Source organism: Lactobacillus sp. RTP31084st1_F9_RTP31084_210423, assembly GCF_040919545.1.
GTDB classification, from domain to species: Bacteria; Bacillota; Bacilli; order Lactobacillales; family Lactobacillaceae; genus Lactobacillus; species Lactobacillus paragasseri.
This window is the reverse complement of record NZ_JBCOVH010000002.1, coordinates 200,248-214,703: the sequence shown is the minus strand read 5'-3', so window position 1 is coordinate 214,703 and position 14,456 is coordinate 200,248. Positions and strand designations below refer to the sequence as shown.

Below are 14,456 nucleotides of genomic sequence, written 5' to 3'. Positions count from 1 at the left end.
ATTTTACTCCTCAGTCTTTTGTTAATACTACTCCTGCATACGGAGCCAATTTTAATTTTCCATCTTTCAATTGGTAGTTGCCTGCTACTAATTTTTCTTGCTTAAATTCAGGATCTACGTCAAGTTCCATAGCATCTTTACTTAAAGAAACAGCGACTAATGCTTTTTGATCTCCTAAATTACGCTCATAAACATAACTATCGTTTGACGTTGGCAATAAATAATAGCCCCCATCTTCAAACAATGCTTCTTTCTTTAGGCTAATTAATTTTCTGTAGAAATTAAACATGCTATGGCTATCTGCTATTTCATCAGCCGCATTAGCATGATCAACTTTCTTTCCTTTAAGCCAAGGTTTCCCATCACTAAATCCATTATTTTTTGCATTATTCCAAGGCATTGGCCCTCTAGCTGGCAATTTATGAGTTTTACTTACCATTAACAATGCTTCTTGACTAGTTTTTCCAGCCTTTTTGGCACTTTCAATAAATTCTTTAACTGTTTCATCCTCAAATTGTGTTACGTCTTCAAACTCCAAGTTCTTCATTCCGAGTTCTTCGCCATAATAAATAATCGGCAGGCCATTTTGTAAATACATTAGCATGGCTAAGCTCCGAGCTTGAATATCATTTTTAGCAATTCTAGTAGCTATTCTAGCCATATCATGATTATTCCAGTACAAAGTGGGCTTAGACACGCCACTTAAAGTTTGTTGCCAGACAGCCTGATTTTGCTTAAATTTTACTAAATCTAATGATTTCGGCTGATATTGAGCTGAAAAACTAGGATCCACCTGACTTTGATCTTCTGTAAAGTACCTAAAAGTAATTACGCTATCCATCAAGTGGTTATCTTTATTTGTATAATCGACTGCTAAATTAACATTCGCACTCGCTGCTTCTCCTAACAAGAGTGCATCAGGATAATCTTGCTTTATTTCCTCACAGAAAGGTCGCATCCATTTTTGTACTTGCGGTAAGTTAGCAAAAAATGGTTCGGCTACTACGGGTTCTTCAGCTTTACTATTAACTGGGAAATTCTGTCTTAAGTCTGCTTTAGCAATATGAATAAAGGCATCTAATCTCAAACCATCAATTCCTTTTTCTAGCCAATACTTTGCAATTTCACTCATTGCATGTCTAACTTCAGGATTTTTCCAGTTCAAATCAGGCATTCTTTTATCAAAAAGATGAAAATAAAACTGTCCTGTTCCAGCAGGATCTTTTTCCCAAACACTACCTCCAAAAAAGCTTCCCCAATTATTTGGTCGCTGATTATTTTGGCCGGCAAAAATATAATAGTCCCGATAAATACTATCAGGATTTTTAATGGCATCTTGAAACCAGGGATGTTGATCAGACGTATGATTTAAAACAAAATCCATAATTACATGAATTCCAGCTTCATGCATTTCCTTGATTAAATTATCCATATCTTCCATAGTTCCCATTTTGGGATCAATGGCAAAATAGTTTGATACATCATAGCCATTATCAACTTGCGGGGAAACAAAGACCGGATTCAGCCAGACAGCATTAACCCCTAATTCCTTCAAATACGGTATTCTTTTCCTAATACCATTTAGGTCACCAATACCATCACCATTAGAATCCTGGAAAGACTTAGGATAAATTTGATAAATAATTGCTTGGTCATACCAATGTCTCATAATAAACTTCCTCCATAAATCCTATTTTAAGCAATAATTTTAAGCGCTTACAATGCTATTTAAATGTTACCGGTATCAAAAAAAAGAAGCTCATCCATAGCTTCTTAAATTCTAGTAGATTCACTTTTTATTAATTCCGGTTCAATAAGAACCTCACCTTGCTGAGCTCCGCCTTGTTGAATCTTTTGCAAAATCATTTCTGCTAAGAGTTCACCTAACTTAAATAAATTTTGTTTAATAGTTGTTAGCTTAGGATTTGATACCTGATCTAAGAAAACTCCATCGAAGCCAATAATTCCAAAATCCCGTGGAATATTTCCATTTTTTCTTTGAATAGCACGTACAACCCCAACCGCTATTCGGTCACTTGCACAAATAAAACAAGTGTTGGGGGCAAACTTTTTCCAATTACTAATAATTAGTTTTTCAGCTAAACTACTATGATTTTGGATTCTAAAAATCTTAGGAATCATATTATGCTTCTGCAAGGTGTTGATATATCCAGCTTCTCTCGAATATTCAAAAGGCTCTTTTTCATCAATTCCAATGAAAACAATTGATTGATAATTTTTATCCAGAGCATATTGTGTGGCTATTTGTTCACCTAATTTATTATCGGTATCAATAAAATCATAGCCATAGCGATTTTCACCGAATAACACAAATGGTTTATTTAATTGGTCCAGCCATTTGGCATCATTTGCTCTGCCACCTGTGATAATATAACCATCGCCGCCACCAACCTCACTATCGGTTGCTAACTGTAGTGCATAGTGTTTTTTACCTAATCCACTAGCAATCCCGAAAAGTAAATTCATGTAGTAAGGTTCAGTTGTATCAATATCCTCCAGAATTACTAATTTAACTACATTTGTACGGTGGTGGGCTAGTGCACTAGCAACTGAATTTGGATGATAATTTAGTTGTTCCATTGCCTGTTCGACAATTTTTCTTAATTCAGGCGTAACCTGTTGAGGATGATTAATGACGCGTGATACCGTCATCTTAGACACGCTAGCTTTTTTTGCTACATCAGATAAAGTAGTCATAATACTTCTAAGTCCTTTTTTAAAACTGTATAACTTAATATTACCGTAATTATTCTAATAATGTAAACGCTTAGCGAGTCTAAAAATTAAAACTATTATTTTTAAAGCAATAAAAAAAGGCGATACCTACTTATAGGTATCACCTTATAGTTCATTTAGTTATGTGATTGAAAACGAGTATTAAACAGTGGACTAACTGGTTTATGTTCTTGGATCAATTTAATTGCTTCACCCATCAATGGCCCAACAGAAACAATTTCAGCCTTAGACAAGTCTTTTTCTTCAGGTTGATTGATTGAGTCAGTTAAAATCAATTTCTTAATAGGAGAATTATTTAAACGCTCAATTGCTGGACCAGACAAAACAGCATGAGTTGCAGATGCATAAACTTCAGTTGCACCAGCATCCATTAAAGCTTGAGAAGCTAAGGTAATGGTACCTGCGGTATCAATCATATCATCAATAATGATTGCACGTTTGCCTTCTACATCACCAATAATATTCATAACTTCAGCAACATTTGCCTTTGGACGGCGTTTGTCCACAATAGCAATTGGAGTCTTAAGAAATTCTGCTAATTTTCTTGCTCTAGTTACGCCACCATGGTCAGGTGAAACTACAACAGCATCTTTTTCTAATTCATGACTCAAGAAATAGTCAGCAAGGAGTGGGGCACCCATTAAATTATCAACTGGAATATCGAAGAATCCTTGGATTTGTGGGGCATGTAAATCAAGCGAAAGAACTCGATCAGCACCAGCTTTTTGCAACATATCAGCTACTAACTTAGCTGTAATTGGCTCACGTGCACGGGTCTTTCGATCTTGACGTGCATATCCGTAGTAAGGCATAACTAAGTTTACGCTTCTAGCTGATGCACGTTTAACGGCATCAATCATGATCAATAATTCCATTAAATTATCATTTACTGGAGCTGAAGTTGATTGTACCAAGTAAACATCTTTACCACGAACTGACTCATCGATGTTAATTTGGATTTCACCATCGCTGAAACGTTTAACATCAGATTTACCAAGCTTAACTCCAACCTTATCAGCAATTTTTTCTGCTAAAGGCTTATTAGAGTTAAGCGCAAAAATTTTGATTTCTTTGTCTAATTGAGACATAATTTCCTCCACTGAAAAATTACAATTCCATACTTAATAATAGCAAAAAAATATCCTTTACGCTTGTAAATAGCAAAAAAAGAAGTTGTGTTTAACAACTTCTTTTAATTTATTCCCATTCTTTATCTTTTGAGAGCGGTAACTTATGCCAGTAATCAGGCTTGTTCGTTTGTCTTCCCCTAGCAATTGCCATATCATAGCGTTCAACATCTTTAGTAATAGTTGAGTCAGCTGCAACAAATGCATGATCTGCAATATTAACTGGGGCAATAATCGTAGCACCAGCACCAATGAATGAATGATCCCCCACATTAGTATGGAACTTCTTCACACCATCATAGTTAGAGAAAATAGTACCACAGCCAATATTAATGTCTTTACCTAAAGTAGCATCCCCAACATAGGTTAAGTGTCCTACTTTACTATTTTCACCAATTTCAGCTTTCTTGATCTCAACAAAGTTTCCGATATGAGCACCTTTTCTAATAATTGCCTTTGGACGAAGGTGAGAATTAGGTCCAATATCAGTATTATCATCCATTTGAGCTTCTTGAAGAGTTGAAGAAGTAATAGTAACATGATTACCAATCTTAGAATCAACTATTCTTGAACTATTAGTAATATAACAGTCACTGCCAATTTCAGTGTTTCCTTTAATAACAACGTTTCCTTCAATAACAGTGTCATTACCGATCTTAACGTCACTATCAATATATGCTGTATCTGGATCAATAAATGAAACACCATTCCTCATGTGCTCTTCATTAATCCTTCTTTGCATAATCTTAGTTGCCTGAGCAAGAGCAATTCGGTCATTAACTCCTAAGCTCTCACTAAAATCTGGCATTTCATACGCACCAACTTTGTGACCAGCTTTACGCATAATTTCTAAAACATCAGTTAAGTAATATTCGCCTTGAGCGTTGTCATTGCCAACTTGTTTTAAAGCCTTAAATAGTTCTTTATTATCAAAGCAAAAGACACCAGTATTAATTTCATCTACTGCTAATTCTTCTGGCGTACCATCTTTTTGTTCAACAATTCTTAAAACATTTCCATCTTCGTCACGAATAATACGGCCGTAACCAAATGGATTTGGCGCTTTTGCAGTTAAAACAGTTGCGCTATTTCCACTTTCTTCATGCTTCTTAAATAAGTTGTTAAAAGTTTCAGCAGTAAATAACGGAGTATCACCAGTAGCAACTAAAGTTGAACCCTCAAGATTTGCTAATAAATCACTAGCTGCCAGTACAGCATCGCCAGTACCTAATTGTTGCTTTTGAAAAGCAAAGTCTGATTGACCTGCTAAAACATCTTTAACGCTATCTGCACCATTTCCAACTACAGTAATAATCTTATCTGGATTAGTGCCCTTAGCAGCATCCACCACATGCTCTACCATAGTTTTACCGCAAACCTTGTGTAATACCTTGTAAAGTTGGGACTTCATGCGGGTACCTTTTCCAGCAGCTAAGATAACAACATACTTATTCATTAGTTTTATATCCCTTCAATTTTTATATTTAAACAACTATCAGTATATCATTTTGGAAAACGATTGAAGTCTGTCTGCTCTAAGAAATTACCTGGCCGTACTTTAATTAGCTTTTTAGTTCTGTCAACTTCAGTAATCTTAATCAGTGATTGATAATCATCTACGACCTTTTGAGAAGCGTATTTTGTCTCACAGAGAACGCACATTCCAGCAACTGTTCCCTTAAATTCCTTAACTAGTTCTTCCATCCCAGTTAAAGTTCCGCCGCCTTTCATGAAGTCATCAACAATTAATACATTGCTTCCTTCTGGAAGTAGTCTTTTTGCTAATTCCATTTTTTCAACTCGTTCACTTGACGAAGCAACGTAGTTAACTGAGATCGTTGATCCTTCAGTAATTTTAGGTCTTCTTCTAACCATCACAAATGGTACGTTTAAAAAGCGACTAACTGCTTGCGCGATAGCAATCCCCTTAGTTTCAATTGTCATTACATAATCAACATTACTGTAGGCATATTTGGTTGCAATCAATTGTCCAATTTGCTGCAAATCTTGTGGTGAGCCTAAAATATCAGATAAGTAAACGAAATTACCAGGCAAAATACGATCAGGATCTTCGATACGGTCAGCTAAATCATGAAGATAGTTAGTAGCCTCTTTTTTCCCAACAAAAGGAATGTATCTCACTCCACCAGCAGCTCCTGCTACAGTTTCTAAAATACCATTTTGGTCGCTAGCCAAAGTTTGACGTAAAATTGCCAAGTCTTCTGAAATTGAAGATTTAGCTGCGCCATAGCGATCTGCAAAAAATGGCAATGCAATCAAAGTATGAGGGCGAGCTAAAAGATACTTAACCATATCAACTAATCTTTCTGAACGTTTCATGCTTTTACCTTCCTAAACATTAAATTAAATTTCTAAACTTAAATATACTCTATCTAAAGAAAAATCACTAGCATTTTAAGAAAAATACTAGTGATTGTTCGTAATATATTCTATTGTCGCTTACATTTCATCAAACTCAAGCTCAATGTTCTTGGTTAATAAATCCGTGTAACTGTAAGATACTCGTTCAAAGTTGTTTTGATCTTGATCAAGGTCAACTACAAACACTGCACGATAAGTCTTAGTTAATCTACCTTTACGGCGCGTTACTTTCTTTCTTCCTGCTTGAGCTACTACTACCAAGCTTTCGCCCAAATGAGAATCCAAATTATGTTTAATTGCCATTAGTGTTGTTGGCACTGGACGTCACTCCTTTGCTTGGGTACTATTCTATCAAAAAATTAATATTTTTTCAAGTCTGTAAATTGTAAGCGTTCTATGCTTGCTGATCTTTTAAAAGATGTGCTAACTCTACAAATTGATTTAGCGTTAATTCTTCCGGACGAACTCGAAGATCTAGTCCTAAATCATTAATCATTTTTTCACGCATATCTCTATCCTTGACTAAGGATTTTAAGTTATTAGCTAGTGTTTTTCGGCGCTGAGCAAAGCACATTTTTACAACATGATCAAAGAAAGAATAATCGTCAATATCTGGCTTTTCAGTAAGTGGCGTCAAGACAACAACTGCAGAGTCAACCTTTGGGCGTGGCATGAATGACGTACTTTTCACTTCTTCTGCTAGCTTCACATTCATTCTGCTTTGAACAGCAATTGTTAAAGGACCATATTCCTTAGTCTTGGGTTTAGCAACTAAACGCTCAGCCACTTCTTTTTGCATCATTAGCGTTAAACTACTGAAAGCCAAATTACTCTTAATTAGATTAAAAATTATCGGCGTTGTGATGTAGTAAGGCAAATTAGCAACAATTTTAACCGACTTATTTAAATCAAGAAAACCATCGCTATCTTTAGTAAAGTTTGCCTTTAATACGTCTTTCATGACTAATTTAAAGCGATTGCTTAATTCTTCACCAGCAACTTTTTGTGGCAATTCATTTTTTAAAATTTCAGGTAAATCTTGATCAACTTCATAAGCTAACACCTTGGCACCAGCTAAAAGAAGCTGCTCAGTTAAAGACCCAATTCCTGGTCCAATTTCAATAACTTGATCACCTGGTTGAATATCAGCCGCTTCAACAATTCCCTTAATTGCGGCTAAATCTACTAAGAAATTTTGCCCCAAATTCTTTTTTGCATGCATAAAGTAGCGATTAACAATCGCCTGAGTCCGAACTGGACTAGCAATCGGCATACTATTTGACATCTTCAACTGCCCTCTTTAATTCTTTATAAGTAATTCCAAACATTTTTAAGCGCTTTAAGAATTGTTTACTATTTCCATATCCAATTCCTAACTTAATCCCAACTTTTTCACGTAAAAGACGCGCTTCTGGACTAACTGCTAGACCCAAATCATCATACTTTTCTTTAGTAATATCACTCTCTACTGCTTGAACCTCGTGCAAATCACCCAAAGCACGTACTAGTGCTTCTTTTGACGCATGTTCAACTCCTAAGCTATTTCCTCTCTTAGTTGGCTCTCCCTCTTTACGAGTGATAAAAGCTTGTTTAGCATTCGGCGCAGCATTAGTCACCAGTCTTCTAATTCTTTCACCATTATAGTCTGGATCTGTAAAGATAATTATTTCTCGTGTTTTTGCCAGTTTCTTAATTTCTGCTAAAGTTTGATCAGATACTTCCGAGCCATTAGTTTCAATAGTTTCAATTCCTGGGAAAAACTGTTTTAATCTCTTGGTATCGTCTCGTCCTTCAACAACAACTACCGCATTAAACTGTTTTTGATTATTTGATTCCATATGCCCTCATCGTATTTTCAAACGTGTGCTTTGCCACTTCTTCAACAGATGTGTCACGTAACTTAGCGATCGCTTCTGCAACATAACACACATATCCTGTTTCATTCTGCTTTCCGCGGTATGGCTTTGGCGTTAAGTATGGTGCATCCGTTTCAATTAAAAATTTATCCAAAGGAACAACTTTAGCCGAAGCATGGACATCAACCGCTTTAGTAAAAGAAACAACGCCAGAAAATGACACCATCATCCCTAAGTCAAGAAACTTTTTAAGCCAATCAGGATCACCATTAAAGTTATGAATTATTCCTCCATATTCACCGACATGACTATCTTTTAAAACTTGATATGTATCTTCAAAAGCATCACGTGTATGAATATTTACTGGCATCTTTAAGCTATGAGCTAAGTCAAGCTGCTGCGCAAAAACTTTTCGTTGAACATCTCTTGGCGATTCATCCCAGTAATAATCTAGTCCAATTTCTCCTAAAGCAACAGTTTTAGGCTTTTTTAGCTGCTCAACTAGCTTATCTTCTGCTTTTTGATCATAATCTTTTGCTACATCTGGACAATAGCCAACAATAGCATATAAGTTGTCAAAACGCTGACTTAGATCAACTGCGCGTTCATTAAATTCTGGATCTTGTCCAGCAACCGCACTTTTTACCACACCTAATTCTCGTGCCCGATCAAGGTAGATCTCTTCTTTTCCTCGAAAAGGCACGTCATTTAAGTGCGTATGCGAATCAAAAATTTTCATTAGCCTAATTCAGCTCCAACTTCATGTTCATCGCCTACGATAGCTAATTTAACTTGACCATCTTTTTCACTTGATAAAAGCATTCCTTGGCTTTCATGACCTAACATTTTACGTGGTTTCAAGTTAGTTACTGCTAGCACCTTTTTATCTAAAAGTTCGCTTGCATCTGGATAGAACTTGCGAATACCACTCAAAATTTGACGCTCATTTCCATCGCCAAAGTCTAGCTTAAACATCAACAGCTTACTTGAACCCTTTACTGGTTCTACTGATAAAATTTGACCAACTTGAATCTTAACCTTGTCAAAGTCATCAATGGTGATATGCTTTTCTTCTTTTTGCTGGCTTCTAGTCTTCTTCTTTGGTTTTGCCTTCTTCATTTCTTCCTTAATGTATTTAACTTCAACATCATTCTTAAGTCTTGGGAAGATTGGAGTTGGTTTTTCAGTTACTTTAACATTCCAGTCAAAGCCGCCAAATTCAAGTTTCTTTTGTTCCTCATTATTCCAGTCAAGACCAAGTTGTTCAAACATCTTAACTGGACTTTGAGTCATTACTGGTGCAATTAAAATAGCAACTAAACGAAGACTTTCAGCTAAATTAGACATTACTTTAGATAATTCTTCGCTCTTGCCCTCTTTATTCAAAGTCCAAGGAGTAGTCTCATCAATGTATTTATTTGCACGAGAAATAAGCTTCCAAACACTATCTAGAGCTTGAGAGAAGTGAAGAGCGTCCATTTGTTTTTGATATTCAGCAATTGTTTCCTTAGCTGTCTTCATCAAGTCTTGAGCAAATTCATCTTGTTCTGCTGCAACTGGTGCAACTTGACCATCTTGGTATTGGTTAATCATCGAAACAGTTCTATTTAGCAAGTTACCCAAGTCATTAGCTAAATCAAAGTTAACTCTCTCAACGAAATCTTCAGGAGTAAAAATACCATCTGAACCAAATGGAATTGCACGCATCAAGTAGTAACGAAGAGCGTCTAATCCATAGCGTTTAACAATCATTTCTGGATAAACGGCATTACCTTTAGATTTAGACATTTTACCGTCTTTCATCAATACCCAGCCATGACCGAAGATTTGCTTAGGAAGTGGCAAGTCAAGAGCCATCAACATAATTGGCCAGTAAATAGTGTGGAAACGAACAATTTCTTTACCTACTAAATGAACATCAGCTGGCCAATATTTCTTAAATAATGAATCATCATCTGAGCCATAACCTAGGGCAGTAATATAGTTAGAAAGTGCATCAATCCAAACATAAACTACGTGCTTAGGATCGCTTGGTACAGGAATTCCCCAGTCAACTGTTGTACGAGTTACTGAAAGATCTTCAAGACCTGGTTTGATAAAGTTATTTATCATTTCCTTTTCACGAGAGTGAGGCAAAATAAAGTCTGGATGATCCTTATAATACTGTAAAAGACGATCAGCATATTTACTCATTCTAAAGAAGTATGAAGGTTCTTTAACCAAACGAACTTCGTGGCCTGACGGAGCTTTACCGCCAATAACATTACCATTATCATCTTTATAAACTTCAGCAAGTTGTGATTCAGTAAAGTATTCTTCATCTTCAACTGAATACCAGCCAGTATATTCGCCTAAATAAATATCGCCTTGCTTTAACAACTTTTCAAAAATCTTTTGAACAGCCTTAACGTGGTCTTCATCAGTTGTCCTAATAAGGCGATCGTAAGAAACATCTAACATCTTCCATAACTCTTTATAAGAAGCTGCCATCTTGTCTACAAATTCTTGAGGTTTAATACCCTGTGCTTCAGCTTTTTGTTCAATCTTCAAACCGTGTTCATCAGTACCTGTTAAAAAGAAGGTATCAAAACCGCGAGATTTTTTGTAGCGAGTCATTGTATCAGCAGCAATCGTAGTATAAGCATTACCGATAGTTAATTTTCCAGATGGATAATAAATAGGTGTAGTAATATAGAAAGTTTTCTTTTCAGCCATCTTTATTCTTCCTCTCATAAGTCTTTTAATTGCTAGTATAACATAGCATGTAGGACTTAATTTGTACATTAAAAAAAGGAATTCTATAAAATACGGAATTCCTATAAATTATTTAGATAATTAATTGTCATATGTCGCTCGAATCCTAGGCATATCGATATTGGCTTTTACCAAGTTATTTACAATAGCTGTTGGCATTACTTCAGCCGTTATGCCAATAGTAATTGCTATAGCAAAAATCAGAGCATTCTCCCAATTACCACGCATTATTTCATTAATTAGCAAAACAACTGGAACAATAACTAGAATTAATGTTAAAAAGATTTTGGTTAATTTTTTCATACTAGAATTAAAGAGATGGTTCTCTAGATTAATCTTAGAAAGATTTTGAACTACCTTTCCAAAAACAGTTTCTTTACCAGTCGCAAAGATAACGCCAATGCCTGAACCTGAAAGAATAATTGTGCCTGCATATAAAATATTAGCGTAATCTAAGTTATTATTTTTACCAGTGTAATTAGTAGCACTCTTTTTCACAGTGTCTTCTTCACCAAGTAATGAGCACTCTAAATCATTACTTTTCAGTAATTTAACGTCAGCTGGAACAATATCTCCAGCTTTAAGTAGTACCACATCTCCAATTGTTAGATCACGGGTTAAAAGTTGCTGTGGTTCACAATCACGCATTACTTGAGTTGTTCTAGAAATTCGATTTATCAAATTTTGAATATTAGTATTAATACGAATATTTTGCATAGCAGTTAAAATGGCTGAAATAAATAAAATTGCTAAAACAAAAATTGCTGGACTTAGGTTAAGAGTATGTTGAGAGGAATTTAAAAAAATTGCTACAATTGCTAAAAAAAGCAGAACAAGGGAAAAAGGAGTTATAAAAGCCTTTAACAAATAGTGAAGTTTTGTCTTATCATGTTTAATTATTATTTCATTAGATCCGTATTTTGCTAAGCGTTGCCTCGCATCTTTACTTTGAAGGCCGCTAATTGAGGTTTTTAATCGTTGCAGCGTCGCAAACTTATCTTCGCATGCAATCCGGCGCACCAGCTTGGTGTCTGTAGTATTTCTTGTGCCGGAAGTGTTGATTTTGAACATCTTCAACATCCTTTCTTAAGAACCTAGCAAACAAACAAAAAGGCCGATGCAAAAACTGCATCGGCTCAAATCCAAGCGATTTTTATACTCGTCGTTCAGTTTTAACACTACGTGACGTAAGGTTATTTAACATAACTAGCTGGCTGGGGAGGGCCTTATATCGACGATCCCTGTTTGACCCGTTGGCATCTCTGGATGTTGCTGGGCGACAGCATATGTTCACGTAGGAGTCTCACCTAACAGTTTATTTGCTCTAATATTTAATTTCTATTGATACTTTAACGGCTAACTAAGAATTAGTCAAGTCCCTACTTCTTTTTTCGAAAACTCTTAAATAGAACTAGTCCGAAACTGATTAAAGCTGCAATTACTAATCCCCAAACCAAGTTTACACTCTGTGGATGATCTATTTTTTGCAGTTCATCTTGTGTTAGCGAATTTTTATCATAAGACAGCTTATCTTTTTGGGCAACCAAAGTAGCGCAAGCATTAAACACTAATCGAATTCCGGAATTAAAAGTTGCTGCCTTTTCGCTTCTTAATTTATTCCCCGCATAACGAACAATATTGCCACATTTACTTTGAGTTAAAGGATCTTGATAATTCTTACCGACAATAATTTGAACATTTTTCTTTTTGTTTTGAAGAGCAACAGCAATAATTATCTGATTCTTTAGTGGCTGAATTCGATTTAAATCATTGCTGTCTTTTAAGCTTAAAAGGCGAATTTCAGGTTTAGTTTTAGTCTTTTGATAACTCTCATTTTTCTGATTAACAAGTTCTTTTGTCTGATTATCAAATAATCCTTGCGGATCACTAACAAAAGACTTAGTGCTAGCAGTCAACGTTAATAAACAAATAAGCAGTGACACCAAACCAATAATTTTATTTTTCATTGTCAGCCTTCTCTAGCCTGTCTGCTAAGCTTTGAACGTATTTATGATCAAGTGTTACTTGTTCAATTGCTACGCCTTTTTCACGCAATAGTTTTAAGGCTAAAGGATTATCATGATAATCATAATAATAGTTAATTTTCTTAATGCCAGCTTGCACTAAGCACTTGCTACAATTAAAGCAAGGAAAATAAGTAACGTAAATTTCAGTACCTTCAGTGGAAATACCATTTTTTGCACATTGGATTAAGGCATTCATTTCAGAGTGAATCGTTCTTACGCAGTGCCCATCCACCATCAAATGACCAACATCATCACAATGAGGCTGTCCCGAAACACTACCATTATATCCGGTCGCAATCATCCGGTCATCTTTAACTAATACACTTCCAACTAAGGCACGATCACAGGTAGAACGTTGTGCAATAACTAAAGCCTGCATCATAAAATATTGCTTCCACGGAATCCTGTCTCTTGTCATTGTTCTTACCCTCTTTAAATTATTTATTTAATCTGTCAAAATAATTTAAACCAATTGCTTCTCTAACTTCTTTTAAAGTTTGGTTAGCAACTTTATTTGCCTTCTTTGATCCTTCTAGTAGCATTTCATAAACAGCATCTGGATTTTGAGCAAACTTTTCACGACGTTCTCTGATTGGTCCAAGCTCTTCTTCGAGAACCTTATTTAAGTAGCGCTTAATTTTAACGTCGCCCAGGCCACCTTTTTGGTATTGTTCTTTAAGTTCAGCCACTTTATCCTTGTCTGGTGCAAACACATCAAGATAAGTAAAGACAGTATTTCCTTCAACTTGTCCTGGATCTTCCACGTGGATGTGGTTTGGATCAGTGTACATGGACATTACTTTCTTTTGAACAGTCTTTGCATCATCAGATAAATAGATTGCATTTCCTAATGATTTAGACATTTTGGCATTTCCATCTAATCCTGGAAGTCTTCCTTGACCCTTTGGTGGGAAGTAGCCCTTTGGCTCAACTAAGATATCAGTGTTATAAACCCGATTAAAAGTACGTACTATTTCACGAGTTTGTTCAAGCATTGGTTCTTGATCATCCCCAACTGGGACCACTGTTGCCTTAAAAGCAGTAATATCTGCTGCTTGAGAAACCGGATAGTTTAAAAATCCTACGGGAATTGAATCCTTGAAGTTCTTTTGCTTAATTTCAGTTTTAACAGTTGGATTTCTTTCTAGACGTGCAACTGTTACTAAATCCATGTAATATGCAGTTAACTCAAACAAAGCGGGAATTTGCGATTGAACATAAATAGTAGATTTTTCAGGATCTAAACCAACAGCTAAGTAGTCTAAAGCTACTTGAATCAAACTATTTTTAATTTTTTCAGGATCTCTTGCGTTATCAGTTAAGGCTTGCGTATCCGCAATCATAATATAAGGTTCATATTTACCTTCATTTTGTAACTTAACACGATTTTTTAAGGACCCAATATAGTGACCAATGTGAAGCTTACCAGTTGGTCTATCTCCAGTTAATAAAATTTCTTTCGTCATAATTTTCTCCAATATTTGTTAATCTTTAGCTTTACCTCCAATTCTAGCAAAAAACCTTATTCGTTTAAACTTACTCAAAAATTGCTA

General features: G+C 35.6%; 14 protein-coding genes and 1 riboswitch. All 14 genes read right to left on the bottom strand.

Annotated elements, in window-relative coordinates; all coding sequences use genetic code 11:
• Positions 1-10: 10 nt before the first annotated feature.
• Entirely contained in the window at positions 11-1,669 is a 1,659-nt protein-coding gene (locus AB5359_RS06295; protein ID WP_048687145.1) for an alpha-glucosidase, read from the bottom strand.
• Positions 1,670-1,773: 104 nt separating this feature from the next.
• Positions 1,774-2,718: a LacI family DNA-binding transcriptional regulator gene (locus AB5359_RS06290; RefSeq protein ID WP_003649528.1), complete on the bottom strand. Its 945-nt coding sequence runs from the start codon at positions 2,716-2,718 to the stop codon at positions 1,774-1,776.
• A 155-nt stretch (positions 2,719-2,873) separates the two neighbouring features.
• Entirely contained in the window at positions 2,874-3,845 is a 972-nt protein-coding gene (locus AB5359_RS06285; RefSeq protein WP_020806572.1) for a ribose-phosphate diphosphokinase, read from the bottom strand.
• Between the two features lie 109 nt (positions 3,846-3,954).
• Positions 3,955-5,340, bottom strand: a complete 1,386-nt coding sequence (gene glmU / locus AB5359_RS06280; RefSeq protein WP_048687148.1) for a bifunctional UDP-N-acetylglucosamine diphosphorylase/glucosamine-1-phosphate N-acetyltransferase GlmU — start codon at positions 5,338-5,340, stop codon at positions 3,955-3,957.
• 47 nt (positions 5,341-5,387) lie between these two features.
• The gene (purR, locus tag AB5359_RS06275) at positions 5,388-6,224 is read right to left on the bottom strand and encodes a pur operon repressor (RefSeq protein ID WP_039155628.1); all 837 of its coding nucleotides are present in this window, start codon (positions 6,222-6,224) and stop codon (positions 5,388-5,390) included.
• A 120-nt stretch (positions 6,225-6,344) separates the two neighbouring features.
• Positions 6,345-6,584, bottom strand: coding sequence for a Veg family protein (locus AB5359_RS06270; RefSeq protein ID WP_003647898.1), 240 nt, complete (start codon positions 6,582-6,584; stop codon positions 6,345-6,347).
• Between the two features lie 76 nt (positions 6,585-6,660).
• The gene (gene rsmA, locus AB5359_RS06265) at positions 6,661-7,551 is read right to left on the bottom strand and encodes a 16S rRNA (adenine(1518)-N(6)/adenine(1519)-N(6))-dimethyltransferase RsmA (RefSeq protein WP_003649532.1); all 891 of its coding nucleotides are present in this window, start codon (positions 7,549-7,551) and stop codon (positions 6,661-6,663) included.
• Positions 7,541-8,104, bottom strand: a complete 564-nt coding sequence (gene rnmV / locus AB5359_RS06260; protein WP_003649533.1) for a ribonuclease M5 — start codon at positions 8,102-8,104, stop codon at positions 7,541-7,543. Before rnmV ends, rsmA begins: the two co-directional genes overlap by 11 nt.
• The gene (locus tag AB5359_RS06255) at positions 8,091-8,861 is read right to left on the bottom strand and encodes a TatD family hydrolase (RefSeq protein ID WP_048687151.1); all 771 of its coding nucleotides are present in this window, start codon (positions 8,859-8,861) and stop codon (positions 8,091-8,093) included. The genes rnmV and AB5359_RS06255 overlap by 14 nt, the downstream gene beginning before the upstream one ends.
• Entirely contained in the window at positions 8,861-10,837 is a 1,977-nt protein-coding gene (gene metG / locus AB5359_RS06250; protein WP_368279837.1) for a methionine--tRNA ligase, read from the bottom strand. Before metG ends, AB5359_RS06255 begins: the two co-directional genes overlap by 1 nt.
• Positions 10,838-10,957: 120 nt before the next feature.
• The gene (locus AB5359_RS06245) at positions 10,958-11,956 is read right to left on the bottom strand and encodes a cation-transporting P-type ATPase (RefSeq protein ID WP_048687155.1); all 999 of its coding nucleotides are present in this window, start codon (positions 11,954-11,956) and stop codon (positions 10,958-10,960) included.
• Between the two features lie 70 nt (positions 11,957-12,026).
• Positions 12,027-12,198: riboswitch (M-box (ykoK) riboswitch) on the bottom strand.
• Positions 12,199-12,255: 57 nt separating this feature from the next.
• Positions 12,256-12,843 carry a TPM domain-containing protein gene (locus AB5359_RS06240; protein ID WP_048687157.1) on the bottom strand — a complete coding sequence of 196 codons (588 nt, stop codon included), beginning with the start codon at positions 12,841-12,843 and terminating at the stop codon, positions 12,256-12,258.
• Entirely contained in the window at positions 12,833-13,321 is a 489-nt protein-coding gene (locus AB5359_RS06235; protein ID WP_003649538.1) for a deaminase, read from the bottom strand. Before AB5359_RS06235 ends, AB5359_RS06240 begins: the two co-directional genes overlap by 11 nt.
• A gap of 19 nt (positions 13,322-13,340) precedes the next feature.
• Entirely contained in the window at positions 13,341-14,369 is a 1,029-nt protein-coding gene (gene trpS, locus AB5359_RS06230) for a tryptophan--tRNA ligase (protein ID WP_020806579.1), read from the bottom strand.
• Positions 14,370-14,456: the final 87 nt, after the last annotated feature.